The 17,560-nt window shown below is 71.2% G+C and carries 16 protein-coding genes; 8 read left to right on the top strand and 8 right to left on the bottom strand.

What is annotated here, in order from left to right:
* Positions 1 to 6: 6 nt before the first annotated feature.
* The 3 genes from ACFYRY_RS17745 to ACFYRY_RS17755 all read right to left on the bottom strand — a co-directional run bounded on the left by ACFYRY_RS17745 (position 7) and on the right by ACFYRY_RS17755 (position 2,649).
* Positions 7 to 1,113 (bottom strand): ATP-binding protein, encoded by a 1,107-nt coding sequence (locus ACFYRY_RS17745; protein WP_356763663.1) that lies wholly within the window; start codon positions 1,111 to 1,113, stop codon positions 7 to 9.
* On the bottom strand, positions 1,110 to 1,847 hold the full coding sequence (locus ACFYRY_RS17750; RefSeq protein WP_356763665.1) for a response regulator transcription factor: 738 nt from the start codon (positions 1,845 to 1,847) through the stop codon (positions 1,110 to 1,112). Before ACFYRY_RS17750 ends, ACFYRY_RS17745 begins: the two co-directional genes overlap by 4 nt.
* Before the next feature lie 124 nt (positions 1,848 to 1,971).
* Entirely contained in the window at positions 1,972 to 2,649 is a 678-nt protein-coding gene (locus ACFYRY_RS17755) for a spermidine synthase (protein ID WP_356763667.1), read from the bottom strand.
* Positions 2,650 to 2,794: 145 nt separating this feature from the next.
* Between ACFYRY_RS17755 and ACFYRY_RS17760 the strand changes: the two genes are divergently transcribed.
* From ACFYRY_RS17760 to ACFYRY_RS17770, 3 genes are all read left to right on the top strand, one after another.
* The gene (locus ACFYRY_RS17760; protein WP_389145778.1) at positions 2,795 to 3,712 is read left to right on the top strand and encodes a rhomboid-like protein; all 918 of its coding nucleotides are present in this window, start codon (positions 2,795 to 2,797) and stop codon (positions 3,710 to 3,712) included.
* A 170-nt stretch (positions 3,713 to 3,882) separates the two neighbouring features.
* Positions 3,883 to 6,297, top strand: a complete 2,415-nt coding sequence (gene lon / locus ACFYRY_RS17765; protein ID WP_389145781.1) for an endopeptidase La — start codon at positions 3,883 to 3,885, stop codon at positions 6,295 to 6,297.
* 219 nt (positions 6,298 to 6,516) lie between these two features.
* A complete protein-coding gene (locus ACFYRY_RS17770) occupies positions 6,517 to 7,011 on the top strand; it encodes a MarR family winged helix-turn-helix transcriptional regulator (RefSeq protein WP_389145784.1) in 495 nt (164 codons plus the stop codon).
* Between the two features lie 61 nt (positions 7,012 to 7,072).
* On the opposite strand, the gene ACFYRY_RS17775 is transcribed toward ACFYRY_RS17770, so the two are convergent.
* Positions 7,073 to 7,861 (bottom strand): hypothetical protein, encoded by a 789-nt coding sequence (locus tag ACFYRY_RS17775; protein ID WP_389145786.1) that lies wholly within the window; start codon positions 7,859 to 7,861, stop codon positions 7,073 to 7,075.
* A gap of 387 nt (positions 7,862 to 8,248) precedes the next feature.
* Here ACFYRY_RS17775 and ACFYRY_RS17780 point away from each other — a divergent pair, with 387 nt between their 5' ends.
* From ACFYRY_RS17780 to ACFYRY_RS17800, 5 genes are read left to right on the top strand one after another with little or no spacing between them, the layout of a single operon-like run.
* Entirely contained in the window at positions 8,249 to 11,212 is a 2,964-nt protein-coding gene (locus ACFYRY_RS17780; RefSeq protein ID WP_389145789.1) for a nitrate- and nitrite sensing domain-containing protein, read from the top strand.
* On the top strand, positions 11,209 to 11,754 hold the full coding sequence (locus ACFYRY_RS17785) for a roadblock/LC7 domain-containing protein (protein ID WP_389145792.1): 546 nt from the start codon (positions 11,209 to 11,211) through the stop codon (positions 11,752 to 11,754). The genes ACFYRY_RS17780 and ACFYRY_RS17785 overlap by 4 nt, the downstream gene beginning before the upstream one ends.
* Entirely contained in the window at positions 11,751 to 12,173 is a 423-nt protein-coding gene (locus ACFYRY_RS17790) for a DUF742 domain-containing protein (protein WP_389145794.1), read from the top strand. The genes ACFYRY_RS17785 and ACFYRY_RS17790 overlap by 4 nt, the downstream gene beginning before the upstream one ends.
* Complete coding sequence (locus tag ACFYRY_RS17795) at positions 12,154 to 12,795, top strand: ATP/GTP-binding protein (protein ID WP_389145797.1); 642 nt, start codon at positions 12,154 to 12,156, stop codon at positions 12,793 to 12,795. Before ACFYRY_RS17790 ends, ACFYRY_RS17795 begins: the two co-directional genes overlap by 20 nt.
* A 35-nt stretch (positions 12,796 to 12,830) precedes the next feature.
* Positions 12,831 to 14,084, top strand: a complete 1,254-nt coding sequence (locus ACFYRY_RS17800; protein WP_389145800.1) for a styrene monooxygenase/indole monooxygenase family protein — start codon at positions 12,831 to 12,833, stop codon at positions 14,082 to 14,084.
* A gap of 18 nt (positions 14,085 to 14,102) precedes the next feature.
* Here the strand turns inward: ACFYRY_RS17800 and ACFYRY_RS17805 are convergent, their stop codons facing one another.
* From ACFYRY_RS17805 to ACFYRY_RS17820, 4 genes are all read right to left on the bottom strand, one after another.
* The gene (locus ACFYRY_RS17805) at positions 14,103 to 15,257 is read right to left on the bottom strand and encodes an NlpC/P60 family protein (RefSeq protein ID WP_389145803.1); all 1,155 of its coding nucleotides are present in this window, start codon (positions 15,255 to 15,257) and stop codon (positions 14,103 to 14,105) included.
* A 225-nt stretch (positions 15,258 to 15,482) separates the two neighbouring features.
* Positions 15,483 to 15,764: a hypothetical protein gene (locus ACFYRY_RS17810; protein ID WP_389145806.1), complete on the bottom strand. Its 282-nt coding sequence runs from the start codon at positions 15,762 to 15,764 to the stop codon at positions 15,483 to 15,485.
* A gap of 58 nt (positions 15,765 to 15,822) precedes the next feature.
* Positions 15,823 to 16,476, bottom strand: a complete 654-nt coding sequence (locus ACFYRY_RS17815) for a TetR/AcrR family transcriptional regulator (RefSeq protein WP_389145809.1) — start codon at positions 16,474 to 16,476, stop codon at positions 15,823 to 15,825.
* A 76-nt stretch (positions 16,477 to 16,552) separates the two neighbouring features.
* Positions 16,553 to 17,491: a diiron oxygenase gene (locus ACFYRY_RS17820; RefSeq protein ID WP_389145811.1), complete on the bottom strand. Its 939-nt coding sequence runs from the start codon at positions 17,489 to 17,491 to the stop codon at positions 16,553 to 16,555.
* Positions 17,492 to 17,560 lie beyond the last annotated feature (69 nt).

The raw sequence follows: 17,560 nt of genomic DNA on the forward strand, positions 1-17,560 counted from the left end.
TTTACGTCAACTTGGCAGAGAGGGAAGTCCCGGAAGGGTGACAAGGATCCGACAGCCCCGCTCGGATTCGGCCACTCCGATCCGGCCGCCGTGCAGATCCACAGCCCAGCGGGCGATCGCCAGGCCGAGCCCGGTACCGCCGTCGCTGCCGGGGCCGTGCGGCCGGTTGACGCTGCCGCGGTTGAACCGCTCGAAGACCCGGTGCCACTCCGACCTCGGAATGCCGGGGCCCTCGTCGAGCACCTCGAGCTCCAGGGACTCGGAGCGGGACCCGCGCCGCGCCTTCACCGTGACCCGCCCGTGCGGCGGGCTGTGCTTGACCGCGTTGTCGATGAGATTCGCCACTACCTGGTGGATCCGCTCCGGGTCCGCGTGCGCGGTCAGCTCCGGCGGGGACACATCCAGGTGCAGATGGACGTCCGTACGGGTGTGGCTGCCGGAGCCGGAGGCGATGCCGGCGCGCGCCGAGGCGACCATGTTGGCCTCCTTCAGCACGCCCGACAGGTACGGCCACACCTCGAAACGCCGCTTTCGCAGCGGTACGACCCCGTTGTCCAGCCTGGACAGGTCCAGCAGGGTCTCGACCAGCCGGCCGAGCCGCTCGGTCTGCTTCAGGGCCGTCCGCATGGTTTCCGGGTCGGCCTGGGTCACACCGTCGACGATGTTCTCCAGGACCGCCCGCAGGCCCGCGATCGGCGTGCGCAACTCGTGCGAGACATTCGCCACGAGTTCCTTGCGCTGCCGCTCCTGGGCCTCCAGCTCGTCCGCCATGCGGTTGATCGTCTCGGCCAGGTCGCCCAGCTCGTCACGGCGGTTCTCCCGCACCCGGCGGGTGTAGTCGCCGTGCGAGATGGAGCGGGCCACCGCGTTCATCTCGTCCAGCGGCGCGGTGAGCGAATGCGCCACGAACTGCGTAATGAGCAGTGTGGCGATCATCGAGAAGACCGTGATGAAGCGAAGCTCCGTCTTGGTCTGCACCGCGATCATCGACAGGCCGGTGGTGATCAGCACCGACGTGACGACCAGAGCGCCCAGCTTCGTCTTGATCGAGAACGGGCGTACGCCGCCCCAGGGCTCCCCGGGGCCTCTCCGTCCGGCCGGACCCTCGCTCATGGCGTCGGCGTCTCCAGGGCGTAACCCACTCCGTGCACCGTGCGGATCCGCTCGGCGCCGATCTTCCGGCGCAGGGCCTTGATGTGGCTGTCGACCGTACGGGTGCCGGAGGCGTCAGCCCAGTCCCACACCTCCGCCAGCAGCTGCTCCCGGGAGAGCACCGCACGCGGCGTGTTGGCCAGGCAGACCAGCAGGTCGAACTCCGTCGGCGTCAGATGGACGTCCTCGGAGCGCACCCGTACCCGGCGCTGCGCGTGGTCGATCTCCAGCTCGCCGAGCCGCAGGATGCCGCTGCGCGGAGTGGCGGCGGCCAGCGCGGCACGCTCGACCCGGCGCAGCAGCACGTGCACCCGCGCCGCCAGCTCGCGCATCGAGAACGGCTTGGTCATGTAGTCGTCGGCGCCGACCCCGAGCCCGACCAGCATGTCGGTCTCGTCGTCGCGCGCGGTGAGCATCATCACCGGCACCGGACGGGCGGCCTGCACGCGTCGGCAGACCTCCAGACCGTCGAAGCCGGGCAGCATGATGTCGAGGATCAGCAGATCGGGCTGCCAGGCCTCGGCCGTGTCCACGGCGGACGGGCCGTCGACCGCCGTTTGCACGAGGAATCCCTCGGCGCGCAGGCGGGTCGCGATGGCGTCCACGATCGTCGGATCGTCCTCGACGACCAGAACCCGGCGCTGTGCGCCCTGGGTCGCCGCCGTGCCGTTGTGGGAGGTGTGTGTCTGCTCCATCGCCCGCCCCTGAGGTGTGCAATTCCGGAACCAGTGGGGTGATCCCTTGTCTGCGCATGACTGCGCTTGACGCTTGAATGATCGGCGTCAGGGAAGCAGAGTACGGGGAGTCACCGTTTCTTTGCTATCCAGGTCGGACGGCGAGATGCACGACGTCCGGCACGCCCCGGGCAACCGGGATCTCTTCGGTACGCACCTGTTGGAACCCGGCATTCCGCAAGGTTCCCTCGAATTCCGGAGAGGGTTGGGCGGACCACACCGCCAGCACCCCTCCCGGCCTCAACACCCTTGCGCAGCTGGTGAGTCCGGCTGGTGAGTAGAGACCGTGGTTGCCCTCGGTGACCGTCCAGTCGGGGCCGTTGTCGATGTCGAGGCACAGCGCGTCGAATGTGTCGCATGTCTCATTGACGAACGCGACCAGATCGGTTTCCACAACCTCGGTACGCGGATCGGCGAGCGCCCGAGAGGATAAACCGGACAACGGCCCCTCGCGGTGCCAGTCGACGACCGCGGCCTCGCGCTCGACCACCGTGATGCGGCCCCAGCGGGGATCGGCGGCGGCGTGTGCGAGGGAGAAGCCGACGCCGAGACCGCCGATCAGCACGCTCGGCTCGGCCCGTCCGTCGAGAGCCTCCAGTGCCGTGTCGACCAGCCGCCGCTCCGAGCGGCCGTCGGAGGTGTCCATCAGGAAGCATCCGTTGGCGATGATCTGCAGCAGTCCACCGTGGCGGCGCAGCACGACCTCGCCGTACGGGCCCTCGCGACGGTCCAGGACTTCGGGGGTGTCGTTCGGGGTGAGCATCGGCCCATCCTGGCAGTCCCGTGCCGGGTGGGGCGCGCGAATTTTCCCTGGGAAGTCGCTGTGAATGGCGGCTTTCGTGGCGCCGGTCATAGACAGTGCCGTGCGGGACGGCCAAGGGTGGGCGAAACGGAAGGAGCGCCTCACCGTGAACCGGACCGTGACGGCCGCCGACACGACGGCGGATGTGGCTCCTTCGCCGTGCGGTACTCCGTGCGGGATGCCCGGCGGCGATCCCGGTCGCGTGCGGTGCGAGGCGGCGTACGAGGCTCCCTCCGAGGCGTCCGTCGGCACCGGTCTGCCCGACGCCGCGGGGTTGCTGGAGGCGATGCCGCGGCAGCGGAACCCGACCGCCCCGGCCACGACCACCGTTTCGCCCCCGCCCGCCACCCCCGTCGCGGCGTCCACACCCGCCGCCCCCGCGGCAGCCCGGCGCCCCCGCCCCTGGCGGCTGCTCCCCACGCCCACCGGAACTCCCTTCACCTTCGGGTACGTCGCCCTGCTCGCCGTCACCTCGCTGATCACCGCGTACGCCGACCCCGCCGTCGTGCACACCCTGCACCAGGCCTCCAGCACCGATGTGGCCCACCTGGTGCGGTGGCCGATGGTGGTGCTGCCGGCCAGCGCGCTGTGGATCGCCGGCGGGCTCCTGTCGCCGTACGCGACAGGTCTGCTGCTGGCGCTCACGGCTCTGGAGCGCCGGATCGGCGGCGTGCGCACCGCCGGGGTCTTCCTGCTCGGGCATGTCCTCGCCACCCTGGCGACCGAGGGGGCCGTGGGGCTCGCGGTCCTGGCCGGGCACCTGCCCGACAGTTCCTTGCACCGCCTCGACTACGGCGTCAGCTTCGGCGTCGCCACCTGCGTGGGCGCCCTCGCCGGACTCCTCACGCCCTGGCTGCGCCGGCCCCTGCTGGCCGCCTTCGGCGGGATGGTGGTGCTGGACCTGATCGCGTTCACGGACCCCATGACGAACTGGGGGCACCTGATCTCGCTGGGGATCGGCGTGGCCACCTGGCCGGTGACGCGGCGCGCTCGCCGGGCCCACCCGGCCACCACCGCCGGGTAACTCCCCGATATCAACGGGCATCTTCCGGACCGTCCGGCTGTTGGGCCGAGGGACGGCCCGTTTCCGCCTCCCCGAACGTGATCGCTCACAGCGAACGCCCCATGGGGAACATTCAAGCGCTCACATGCATTGAGTCGGCATAGCTCAACTTGAATGCCGAAGGGGAGATCATGGCTTCGACGTCCACACCGCTCACTCTGCCTGTGCTGCCGCTCGACGGCGAGGTCGTGCTGCCCGGCATGGTGGTTCCGCTGGATTTGAACGACGCCGATGTACGCGCCGCCGTGGAGGCCGCCCAGGCCGCCGCCCGCTCGGAGCCCGGCAAGCCCCGGGTTCTGCTGGTGCCGCGCATCGACGGGACATACGCGAGCACCGGTGTGCTCGGCACCATCGAGCAGGTCGGCCGGCTCGCCGACGGTGACCCGGGCGCGCTGATCCGCGGCCGGGGCCGGGTGAGGATCGGCGCGGGGACCACGGGACCCGGTGCCGCCCTCTGGGTCGAGGGCGTCCGCATCGACGAGGACGTGCCCGAGCCGCTGCCCGGTCACGTCACCGAACTGGTCAAGGAGTACAAGGCACTGGCCACGGCGTGGCTGCGCAAGCGGGGTGCCTGGCAGGTCGTGGACCGGGTGCAGGCCATCGACGACGTGTCCACCCTGGCCGACAACTCCGGTTACTCGCCCTTCCTGACCACCGAGCAGAAGGTGGAGCTCCTGGAGACCGCCGACCCGGTGGCCCGGCTGAAGCTCGCCGCTCAGCAACTGCGCGACCACCTCGCCGAGCAGGACGTCGCCGAGACCATCGCCAAGGACGTCCAGGAGGGCGTCGACAAGCAGCAGCGGGAGTTCCTGCTCCGGCGCCAGCTGGAAGCCGTACGCAAGGAACTGCGGGAGCTCAACGGCGAGTCGGAGGGCGAGGAGTCCGACGACTACCGGACCCGGGTCGAGGCCGCCGACCTGCCCGAGAAGGTCCGCGAGGCCGCCCTCAAGGAGGTCGACAAGCTGGAGCGGTCCAGCGACCAGTCGCCCGAGGGCTCATGGATCCGCACCTGGCTCGACACCGTCCTCGAACTGCCGTGGAACGAACGGACCGAGGACGTGTACGACATCCAGGGCGCCAAGGCGGTGCTGGACGCCGAGCACTCCGGGCTGGCGGACGTGAAGGAACGGATCACCGAGTACCTGGCGGTCCGCAAGCGCCGTAGCGACCGGGGACTGGGTGTCATCGGCGGGCGGCGCGGCGGTGCCGTGCTCGCGCTCGTCGGCCCGCCCGGTGTCGGCAAGACCTCGCTGGGCGAGTCCGTCGCGCACGCCATGGGACGGAAGTTCGTGCGGGTCGCGCTCGGCGGGGTGCGGGACGAGGCGGAGATCCGCGGCCACCGGCGTACCTACGTCGGCGCGCTGCCCGGCCGGATCGTGCGCGCGATCAAGGAGGCCGGGTCGATGAACCCGGTGGTCCTGCTGGACGAGATCGACAAGGTGGGGTCCGACTTCCGGGGCGACCCGGCCGCGGCTCTGCTGGAGGTCCTCGACCCGGCGCAGAACCACACCTTCCGGGACCACTACCTGGAGGTCGAACTCGACCTGTCGGACGTCGTCTTCCTGGCCACGGCCAACGTGCTGGAAGCCATCCCGGAGGCGCTGCTCGACCGCATGGAACTGGTCCGGCTCGACGGCTACACCGAGGACGAGAAGATCGTCATCGCGCGTGACCACCTGCTGCCCCGCCAGCTGGAGCGGGCCGGCCTCAACAAGGACGAGGTCACCCTCGACGAGGGCGCGCTGCGCAAGCTGGCCGGCGAGTACACCCGCGAGGCCGGCGTCCGAACCCTGGAGCGCTCCGTGGCGCGGCTGCTGCGCAAGGTCGCGGCCCAGCACGAACTGGGCGAGCGGGAACTGCCGTTCACCGTCACGGACGAGGACCTGCGCGCGCTGATCGGCCGGCCGCACCATGTGCCGGAGTCCGCCCAGGACCCGGCGGAGCGGCGCACCGCCGTGCCGGGTGTGGCGACGGGGCTCGCGGTCACCGGAGCGGGCGGTGACGTGCTGTTCGTCGAGGCGTCGCTGGCCGACCCGGAGACCGGCGCGGCGGGCCTGACGCTGACGGGCCAGCTGGGCGACGTCATGAAGGAGTCGGCGCAGATCGCGCTGAGCTTCCTGCGCTCGCACGGAGCCGAACTGGAGCTGCCGGTCGCGGACCTGAAGGACCGGGGCGTGCACATCCACTTCCCGGCGGGCGCGGTGCCGAAGGACGGGCCGAGCGCCGGTGTCACGATGACGACGGCGCTGGCGTCGCTGCTCAGCGGCCGTCTGGTCCGTACGGACGTCGCGATGACCGGCGAGGTCTCGCTGACCGGCCGGGTCCTGCCCATCGGCGGGGTGAAGCAGAAGCTGCTCGCCGCGCACCGGGCGGGTGTCACCACGGTCGTCATCCCCAAGCGCAACGAGCCCGACCTGGACGACGTCCCGGCGGAGGTGCTGGACAAGCTCGACGTCCACGCCGTCACGGACGTCCGCCAGGTCCTGGAGCTGGCGCTGGCCCCCGCGACGAACGGGGCCGCGCCGGAGGTTCCGGTCGCGGCGTGACGGACGCGGTCGGATGAGGGGAGGCCCGGGTCCCGTGAGGGAGGCCCGGGCCTTCGCCTGTGCGCCGCGCACCACGCCCGTCCCCGGCCGGACGAAGAAGCCGCGCAGGTGGGGCGAAGGCCACCGTTGGTCCGGCCCTGCGAAATACTGGCGGAGCCGCGGCGACGACGGCGCTCGGCGGAAACTTTTCAGGATCGGGAAACCGAGGCAGGGGCTGACGTGCACGAAGACGGGAACGGCGACGGACGCCAAGTCGAATCCGACGTCCCCGCGAGCGGTGTGGACCAGCCCGCGTTCCTCGCGCTGGAACGCGAACTGACCGTTCTGCTGCGACGCGCCCGTGCCAACCAGGGCGAGATGGCCCGCGAGGTCCACCCGGACCTGGAGTCCGCGGCGTACGGCCTCCTCGTGCGGCTGGACGAATGCGGACGTCAGCGGGCCACCGCGCTCGCCGGGTACATCGGTGTCGGCAAGGCCACGATGTCCCGTCAGCTGCGTGCGCTGGAGGAACTCGGCCTGGTGGCCCGGGAACCGGACCCGGCCGACGGCCGCGCCTGGCTGATCGCCCTCACCCAGGAGGGCCACGAACGGGTGACCAGGGTGCGTGAGGCACGGCGGGCCCGGTACGCCGGTCGGCTGGAGGACTGGGACTCCCGCGAGGTCGCGGAACTGGCGCGCCTGCTGAACCAGTTGAACCGGGGCATGGAGAAGTAGGTCAGGTCCGCGGGGCCGGTCGGTGCCCGCGTCGGACGCCGCGTCCGGTGGGCCGGTCTCCTCAGAGCTCCGCGTACACCACCGTCGCGTCGTCGTGCGTCTTGCTGCGGCCCAGGTGCGTCCGCTCCCGCGCGTCCGCCCGCTCCAACTCCCGTACCCGGTCCACCAGCGCCTGCGCCCCCTCCTTGCGGACGTAGGTGAAGCAGTCGGTCCAGTCGCCCTCCTCGAACTTCTCCACCCAGCGGGTCGCACCGTCCGTCAGGGCGGCCAGGGCACGGACGTCCTCTCGCGCCACGGCCCCGGTCACCGCGCGCGCCGCGACCGTCGGATCCGCCGCCGCCGTGAAGAAGCCGCCCTCCTTGTTGCGGATCGTGGAGTCGATCAGAGCGTCCGTGGCGAGGGCGGAGCGGGGGAGGAGTGCCAGCCGGTCGTCCAGGTGGGGGGTCACCGTGCCGTCGGGGGACTCCAGCAGGAGTGCCGAGTCAGAGAGGACCAGGTACTCGACCGTCTCCGACGACCAGCGGGCCAGAACCACCGTGGCCTGGGGGGTGCGTGGGTGAGAAAGGTCACAAGTGGATTGATGGGCCCCGGTTGTTCGCAGAATCGCTCGGGAGAGGATCTCCGACAGCGGAAGATCTTGGCAGGAAACGGTCAGTTCGGTCAGGGCCCCGCCGAGTCGCGCGGTGAACCAGGGGACGGAATGAAGACAGCCCGTGGCGCCGCTCGGCGGTGTCACCCCGTCCAGGACCACGAGCGCACCACCCAGCCCGGAAGCCGGTAGCGCGACGCTCGCGAAGTCCTCGTTGGCGCGGGCCCGGTCGCCGGGCTCCGAAACAAATTCCGTACGCATTCGGCCAGTCTGCACGAGCCCTCCACAAGCTGTGCAGGAGCCTGGCATCGGTTCCCGATTTCACGCAGCCGTGCAGGTCAGACGTCTGATTTGGGCTGGAATAGCTGACTCCGGGAAGGTGTGTCGGCGAATATTGCCACCGCCCGCCGTGGACGTCCAACCGGCCCGCCGTCCGAGACCGCTGCAAGGGCCAGAGAAACTTGCCCGCCAACTCCCGTCCGATGTTCACTCCTTCGGGTGGCGGGTCAGGTGATGCGCGACCGGCGCCCACCGGCACTGGGAGGGTCGGGAACCGCGCCGGACGTATGCACCAGTTGGCCCCGATAGGTGGGCTGATGGGCCATCGCCCGGGCCATGGGTATTCACGAGTCAGGAATGCGAGCACCGGTGCAGAAGACGCGGCCTCGTCGTACAGGCAAGCAGGCGGCCTCCGGCAAAGGCGTGGACCAGACACCCGGCACGCCCCATCCCGGCACGCCGGGAACCCCTCACCCCGGCATACCCGGCAGCCCCTCCGCCGCGCCCGTCGGCAAGGGCCGCCCCACCCATGTGCGCACGCGGCTCATTCTCGCCGTCACCGTCGTGGCCGCCGCCATCGCCGGAGCCGGCGTCCCCTCCCTGGTCACCGCCTCCGGGCAGCTCAGCGACTCCCAGGACCTGGTGACCCTCGCCGAGCAGACCCAGGACGCGCTCACCCTCGCCCACGCGCTCGCCGACGAACGCGACGAGGTCACCCCGTACATCGCGGCCGGCCGCCCCAAGTCCAAGGCACCCAGCGAGCAGCAGAGCGCCCGGGTCGACCGGCAGGTCGAGGAGCTGCGCGCCGACCCGGACACACCCGCCGCCGTCCGCAAGGACCTCGACACCATCGCCGCCGTCCGCAGGGCGGCCCTCACCGGCAAGAGCGGCGCGCTCGAAGCGCACCAGGCCTACTCCGCCACCGTCACCGACCTGCACCGGCTCGCCGAGCAGCTGGCCGCCGAGATGCCGCCCCGCGCGGGCGCCGGCGCCCACGCCCTCGCCGAGCTGGACACCGCCGTCCAGCAGGCCGCCGCGACCCGAGGTCTGCTGCTGGCCGCCCTGAACGTGCCGACGACGACCCAGAGCGGCATCGACCCCGCCACCGGCCTGCCGACCACCCGGCCCACCTCCTCGGCCGCCGACACCAAGCTGCGCGACGCCCTCAGCGCCGCAGCCCAGCAGGCCCGGGTGCGCTCCGACGCCGCCCTCGCCGACTTCCAGGAGTCCGCGCCCGCGGCGGCCAAGGCGAGCTACGACTCCACGGTCACCGGCCCCGAGGTCAACTCCGCCGAGAAGTACCTGGCCGCTCTCACCGACCAGCCGTCGCTCGCCGACAAGGAGCTCGGCACCAGCACCGGCAAGGTCGAGGCCGCTCTCTCCGCCCGGATCGACGCGATGCGCGGCGCGGAGGCCGCCCTCTACGACCGCCGGGTGAAGGAACTCGCCCAGCTGCGCGACGACGACGTCACCGCGCTGGAGATCCGGTTCGCCCTCCTCGGCGCGCTGATGCTGCTGGCCGTCGGCATCGCCACCGCGATGGCCCGCACCCTCACCCAGCCGCTCTCCGTGCTGCGCCGCGGCTCCGCCCGGCTCGCCCAGGCGGAGAACCCCAGCGCCGAGGAACCGGTCGCCTTCACCGGCCGCAACGACGAGTTCGCCCAGGTCGTCCGCTCCGTCAACGCCCTGCACGCACACGCCGCCGCCCTCGGCGAGCGCGTCATGACCCTGGAGGCGGACCGCAAGCACCTGGTCGGCCAGCGGCAGCGAATGGCCGACGCCCGCGAGCAGCTCAAGGCGGAACTCGCCGAATCCGCCGCCCAGCTGGAGCGGACCCGCACCAACATCTCCGCCACCTTCGTGAACCTCGCGCTGCGCACCCTGGGCCTGGTCGAGCGGCAACTCGCCGTCATCGAGGGCCTGGAGGAGCGCGAGCAGGACCCGGAGCGCCTGGCCACGCTCTTCAAGCTCGACCACTTCGCCACCGTCATGCGCCGGCACAGCGAGAACCTCCTCGTCCTCGCCGGCACCGAACACGTCCAGCAGAGCGCCGGCCCGGTTCCGCTGATCGACGTGGTGCGCGCGGCGGTCAGCGAGATCGAGCGGTACGAACGGGTCCGTATCGCCGCGCTCCCGCCGCACGCGCACCTCGCCGGGTTCGCCGCGGACGACCTCTCCCACCTGCTGGCCGAACTCATGGAGAACGCCACCTCGTTCTCCCCGCCCGACCTGCCCGTCGAGGTCTCCGGCTGGCTCCTGGAGAACGGCGAGGTCATGCTCTCCGTCCAGGACGAGGGCATCGGCATGACCGCCGAGCGTCTGGTCGGCCTCAACGCCCGCCTCGCCGACTTCACCCCCGAGACCTCCTACGAGTCCTACGGCTCCGCCGAATCGCCCGAGTCGTCCGCATCGTCCGGGCAGGGCGGCGAGGAGGGGCTCGGGCTGGGCCTGTACGTGGTGGCCCGGCTCGCCCATCGGCACGGTGTGCGGGTGCAGTTGCGCGAGCAGAAGCAGGGCGGGGTCGCCGCGGTCGTCGTCCTGCCCAAGAGCCTGCTGGCTCCCGCGCCGTCCGCCGCCGTCCCGAAGGCGTCGTCGTCGGCGCCGGTCGTGGACGGCACCCACACCTTCTCCCTGCCGGGCGCGGACGCCGAGGTCAACTCCAACGTCCTCAGCGGCCGTTCGAAGGCCGAGGACCCGCTGGTCGCCCTCGCGGAGGACGCCGTACGGCACGCGCGGACCGGCCCGGAGGAGCACCCGGTGCCCCCCGAGACCCCGGCCGAGACCACCATGGAGCTGCTGGTCCCGATACCCGCGCAGGCGGAACCCGGGACCCCCGAAGCCGAGCCCTCCGCACCCGAGCCCTCCGCACCCGAGCCCTCCGCACCCGAGCGCTTCGAGCCGGCGCTCGGTGACGGCGCGGCCGCCCCACCGGGACCGCTCCCGGCCGAGAACGACGTCCGCACCGAGCGTGCGTTCGCGACCGGGCCGACCGCGCGCGAAGCCGAGGCGGAGCCGAGCCACGACCGCATCCCGGACGCGCCGGACACCCCGGGCGCCCCGGAGGAGCCCGTCACCGACAAGGGCCTCCCCAAGCGCACCCCGAAGATCACCGCCCCGGCCACCGCCCCGCGTCCACGCGGCGCATCCGTCGACGCCGAGGCACTCCGCCGCCGCCTGGGCGGCTTCCGCCGGGGGGCGGAGGCCGGCTATCGCGAGGTGGAGGCGGAGATCGCCGAGGAGACGGGACAGCACCAAACGCCGGCCGGGGGAACCGCAGGAACCGCACAACCCGAAGAAGCCACGGGGGGCACTGTCGAGGAGGCAAGCAGTTGACCGCGCCCAGTACCTTCGGACTGAGCCGTGAGGCCCGCAATCTTCACTTCCTGCTGACCAATCTCGTCGAGGAGGTGCCTGGCATCCAGTCGGTGGCGGTCGTCTCCTCCGACGGCCTGCTCCTGCTGTCCACGGACCCCGTCCTGCCTCCGACCCCGCCCGGCCCGCGCGGGGGGACCCATGGTCTCCCGGTCCGGGAGGCCCGTGCGGAGAAACCCTCGGGGCCGCGTGGCTCCGCCGCCGACCTCGCCACCATCGTTTCCGGCATCGGCAGCCTCACCGTGGGCGCCGCCCGGCTGATGGGATCCGGCCAGGTGAAGCACACCATGGTCGCGATGGACGAGGGCAGCCTGTTCGTGATGTCGATCAGCGACGGCTCACTGCTCGGCGTGCACGGCTCCGCGGAGTGCGACATGAGTGTCGTGGCGTACCACATGGCGCTGTTCGTCGGCCGCGCCGGGCATGTCCTGACGCCCGAACTGCGCAGCGAGCTACGACAGACCCTGGAGAACGACCCGACGTCGACCGGGAGCGCCCGATGAGCGGCACGCCGAGCAGTGGCCCGAAGGGGCTCCCCGTACGAGGCGCGGACCGCAAACCCGCCCGGGTGCGCCCGTACTCGCTCACCGGCGGCCGGACCCGCTTCGGACACGTCCTCCTCGTGGAGACGTTCGTCGCGGCGCTCGAAGCGCCCGAGGAGCGCAAGGAACTGACGAACGGTTCGCTCAACACCCGGGTCATGCCGGAGATGCGGGCCATCGTCGAACTGTGCCGCCGGATGCGCACGGTGGCCGAGATCGCCGCGTTGCTGAAGATGCCGCTCGGCGTGGTCCGGGTGCTGCTGAGCGACCTCGCGGACCAGGGAAAGATCCGTGTGTACGGAACCGGGACCGGTCATGGCACCGGCCGGCCGGACCGTGTGCTGCTGGAAAGGGTGCTGGGTGGACTCCGTCGCCTCTGACGCCGCTCGAAGCGTCGTCTCCCCGTTCGTCGAGGCCGAGGAGGACCTGAGGTCCTGGCAGACGGACCGTACCCGGGCCCCCATCGCGACGAAGATCGTGGTGGCGGGCGGCTTCGGCGTCGGCAAGACCACCCTGGTCACCGCCGTCTCGGAGATCACGCCCCTGCAGACCGAGGCGTTGATGACCCAGGCGAGCGAGGAGCACGACGACCTCACCGCCACGCCCGACAAACTGACCACCACCGTGGCCATGGACTTCGGCCGCCTCACACTCGACGACGACCTGGTGCTCTACCTGTTCGGCACGCCCGGCCAGCAGCGCTTCTGGTTCATGTGGGACGACCTGGTGCGTGGCGCGATCGGCGCGGTCGTGATGGCCGACACCCGCCGTCTGAAGGACTGCTTCCCGGCGCTGGACTACTTCGAGAGCTGCGGGGTTCCGTACGTCGTCGCGGTCAACCACTTCGACCACAGCGAGCGGTTCGAGCCTGACGACGTACGCGAAGCGCTCACGATCCCTCCACACATACCTGTCATGATCATGGACGCTCGGCGCAGGATCTCGGTGATCGAGACCCTGCTGTCCCTCGTCGGCCACGCGCTGGACGAGACCCCCGAGTAGTCCTCAGCAGTCCCCCGTAAGGAGCCAGCACCCGCATGCGGAAGATACTCGTCGTCGGAGCCGGCCAGTCCGGTCTCCAGCTCGCCCTCGGACTCCAGTCGCACGGGTACGAGGTCACCCTGATGTCCAACCGGACGGCGGACGAGATCCGTTCCGGCCGGGTCATGTCGACGCAGTGCATGTTCCACACGGCACTCCAGCACGAGCGGGACCTCCAGCTGAACTTCTGGGAGTCCCAGGCCCCGAAGATCGAGGGACTCGGTGTCTCCGTGGCGGCCCCCGGCTCCCACGACCCGGGCCCGACCCAGCGGGCGATCGACTGGGTGGGCAGGCTCGACGGTTACGCGCAGTCGGTCGACCAGCGGGTGAAGATGGCCGGCTGGATGGAGACGTTCGCGCAGCGTGGCGGCCAGCTGGTCATCCATGGCGCGGCAGTCGGCGACCTCGACTACTTCGCCCGTACCTACGACCTGGTGCTGGTGTCGGCGGGCAAGGGCGAGCTCGTGCAGATGTTCGGCCGGGATCCGGAACGCTCTCCCTACAGCGAACCGCAGCGAGCCCTCGCGGTGGCGTACGTCCACGGGCTGGGGCCGCGTCCCGAGCACCCCGACTACGACGCGGTCCGCTGCAACCTGGTCCCCGGGGTCGGCGAGCTGTTCGTCATGCCGACGCTCACCACCTCCGGCCGGGCGGACATCCTCTTCTGGGAGGGCATACCCGGCGGCCCGCTGGACGTCTTCAAGGGCGTCAAGGACCCGGCGGAGCACCTCTCGCTGACCCTGGAACTCATGGAGAAGTTCGTCCCCTGGGAGTACGCGCGGGCCACGAAGGCCGAACTGACCGACGCCGGCGGCACGCTGGCCGGCCGGTACGCGCCCACCGTCCGCAACCCGGTCGGCCGGCTCCCCGGCGGCGGCCTGGTCCTCGGCGTCGCCGACGTGGTCGTCGCCAACGACCCGATCACCGGACAGGGCTCCAACTCGGCGTCCAAGTGCGCCGCCGCGTACCTCGCGTCCATCCTCGAGAACGGGGAGAAGGAATTCGACGAGGCCTGGATGCGCAGTACGTTCGACCGGTACTGGCAGACCGCCCAGCACGTGACCAAGTGGACCAACGCCATGCTGGCCCCGCCGCCGGAGCACATCCTGAACCTGATCGGCGCAGCGGGCCAGCTGCCGCCGGTCGCCGACCGGTTCGCCAACGGCTTCAACGATCCGGCGGACTTCGAGAACTTCTTCTACGAGCCGCAGAAGACCGAGGCGTATCTGGCGTCGGTGGTCGGGTCCTAGGGGCTTTCGAGGATCCCCCTAGGACGGCTTCCTGCCGCCCGGCTTCCTGTCGCCCTTGGGCTTCCTGTCGCCCTTTGGCCGTGACTGGTCATCGGGTGGGGTCTTGTCATCCCTGGGCCGCGGCGGGTCGTCCGGGCGTACGGCGCCGAGGATCGGGTTCGAGGCGATGGGCGAGATCTTGATCTTCGTGCCGGGGCGGGGCGCCTGGACCACCTGGCCCTTGCCCACGTAGATCGCCACGTGGGTGGCCTCGGGGAAGTAGACCACCAGGTCGCCCGGGCGCAGCCGGTCCAGGGGGATCTTCGGCAGCCGGGCCCACTGTTCCTGGCTGGTGCGCGGAATGGGGACCCCGACGCTGCGCCATGCCTCGGACGTCAGGCCCGAGCAGTCGTAGGACGTGGGCCCCTCGGCGCCCCATTCGTACGGTTTCCCGAGCTGCCGGAAGGCGTACCGCACGGCCCGGTCGCCCTTGCCCGAGGGCTTCGCGTCGTCCTTGAGGGCGCCGGAGGTCATCAGCTTGTCCTGTGCCTTGTCGACCCCGTTCTTCTCGAACTCGGCGAGTGCGGTGAGCTGTTGAGCGGTGAGGGAGGACAGCAGACCCTCGACGCTCCTGAGACGTCTGTGGACGTCGTCGCGGACCGTCTGCTGCCGGGCGGCGAGGGTGAGTTGGTCGTCCAGGGCCTTGCGGGCCCGGCGGGCCAGGTCGTCGGCCTTCTTCTCGCTGCCGACCAGGCGGCCCACCGTCTCGGACCGTTCCCGGGCCAACTGGCCGATCACATGGCCCTGGTCGAGGGCGTGCTGGGGATCCCGGGCGAGCAGGAGGCGGACGTACGGGGAGAGGCCTGTGGTGCTCTGGTACTGCTGCCGGGCCAGCCGGCCCGCCGCGCCCCGGCTGTCCTGAAGGGAGAGCCGGGCCAGGGCGAGCTGGTTCTCCAGCCGTTCGGTCCGGGCGCGCTGCCTCGTCAGCTGTTCCTCGGTGGCGTTGTACGTCTCGGTGGCCTTCTCCGTTTCCCGGTACAGGCGCTGAAGGTCCGTCAGCAGCTCGGGCAGGGAGCGGCTGCCGGGTTGGGCCGGGTCGGGCACGGCTGTCGCGGGGAGCGGGGCGAGGGCGGTTCCGGCCGCCAGCGCCGCCGTCGCGGCCGTACATACGAGACGTAGAAACCTTCCTGACACGCCATCACCTCCGGTGCGCGGTACGCGGCCCTTCCGCGGAGTTCCGCATCGCGAGCATGTGACGTGTCGTGGAGGTTCGCGCGCGGGGTGTGCGCGGTTCGGCGCAACGCGGTCACCCGTCGGTGTCGCACCGCTTGCCGCCCGGCGTGGTGTCCGGGGCGGCATCCGGTCGGCGTGGCATCCGGTCGGCGTGGCATCCGATCGGCCCCGAGCCGGGACGCCGGGTCAGGTGCTCGGCTTGGTGTCCGGTGTGGACCAGGGCCACCTGAGCCTGCTGTCCTGCTTCCCCTCGGGGTCGTACACGTACTTCCATCCCTGCGGGAGGCCAAGGCGTTTGCTGTGGCCGCGCGGGGCCCGCTGGTAGACGAGCACGGTGGGCGGACCGCCGGCGGCGTCCGGGACAGGGATGCGGTACGTCTTGGGCGGATGCCCGGTGGGCCCCAGCAGGACGGGCAGTACCCGGCCGTCCATGGGACCGCCCTCGAAGGGGGTGTCTTCGCTCTTCACGGCACCAGTGTCGGTCATCCGCCCCGCACCGGTGCCGGCCATCCGCCTCGGGCGGGGATCAGCCGTCCGCCAGGAGGTCATCGACCAGTGCGGCGGTCTGCGGGTCCCGGCGCGCGGTCACCGAGAGGACCGCCACGAACTGTTCCACCAGCCAGTCCCGCAGTTCTCCGGCGGGCGGCTGCTTGTCCTCGTCCAACCAGATGAGCGAGGCCGCCTCCACCGCCGTGATCCACATCCGGACGGTCATCCGCAGCCGGGAGCCTGGTTCCGTGACCCGCAGGTGGCTGAGGATGTGCTCGGCCGCGGCCCGTCGTACGCCGTCCACGATGGCGGTCGTACGGGAGGTCTCGACGACGCTGCCGCCCTGGAGCAGGGCGCTGAAGCCGGCGTCGTGCTGGTCGACGAAGGTGAGGTAGCGGTCCAGGGCGCGGGCGAGACGCTCGAGGAGCGGGCCCTCGGGGGGCTCGTCGAAGCACTGCCGGAGTTCCTCGGCGGCGGACCTGAGGGCGGCTTCGTAGAGTTGCTGTTTGCCGCCCGGGAAGTACCGGTACACCAGGGGCCGCGAGACCCCGGCCGCCTCCGCCACGTCGTCGAGCGAGACCTCCTCGGGTGCCCGGTGGGCGAAGAGGGACAGCGCGGCGTCGAGGAGCTGACTGCGGCGCTCCTCGACGCTCAGACGGCGATAGGCGGGGGTGGGGGCGGAGGGGGTCATGACGGGCAGCGTAACCGGTGACGCCGCGTCAGTACCCTGACGAACAGGTCAATACCCAGCCAAAGTGACGGTTCTCCTAGGCCAGCAGCCCGGACGACCGCCACAGTCGCCGCCCCGCGCCCCGCAGCACCCCGATGTCGTCCAGGAAGTCGGTGAGCTTCTTGGCTCCCGTCTGCATGACCTCCCGGCGGTGGCCGCTCGCCCGCACCTGCGCCAGGGCCTCCCGCTGGTCCAGGCCCACATTCGAGTAGACCTCGGGATTCACGAACGCCACGGAGAAGACCCGTGCGAACTCGCCGGACGTGACGCGGGTGAACTCCTGCGACCACCTCGGCGCGGTCACCATCTGGCGGCGCAACTCCTCGCGGGCGTACCGCACATGGCGCGCCTCCTCCGCCACGTGGATGCGGGTCACGCCCCGGATGAGGGGCTGGACCCGCTCGTCGGGGAAGGTCAGCCGCTGCATCCAGTCGAGGACCTCCTCGCCGAGCAGGGTCGCGGTGAAGGAACCCGGGGTGGTGGAGATGGTCTTGAACAGCCGTCCCAGCCGCTGGTGGGCCCGGCTCACCGGATACCACGGTGTGCCGCCCCGCGAGATCAGCCGGGCGAACATCCTGGAGTGCCGGCACTCGTCCTCGATCTCGGTGAGCGCGTACCGCACGTGGGCGCTGGTCGCCGCCTTGTCGTAGATGTGCCGTACCAGCAGTTGCATCAGGATGATCTCGAACCAGATGCCGAGCGAGGCGAGTGCCGCGGCCTCGTGCCGGGAGAGCAGGATCCGCTGCTCCTCGCTCATCCGCCGCCACAGCGGGGTGCCGTACAGCGACACCAGTTCCGGCGGCCAGAACCACTTCCCCTCCTCGAAGGGGGCGTCCCAGTCGAGCTCCCGGTCCGGGTCGAAGGAGTGCTTGGCGGAAGAGGCGAGCAGTCGCTCGGCCACCTGCTCCCGGTCCTTGAGCAGACCGAGCGCGTCACGCAGGCCGTCGAGCGCCTCGGCTTCCGGCAGGGTCGTCATGGCTGGCTCACCTCGTTACCCGGGGTCACATCGTCCGGGTCTTATGAGACTGCCTGTCAGCAAGCCCGT

Origin of the sequence: Streptomyces sp. NPDC005263 (genome assembly GCF_042872365.1) — a bacterium.
GTDB lineage: Bacteria > Actinomycetota > Actinomycetes > Streptomycetales > Streptomycetaceae > Streptomyces.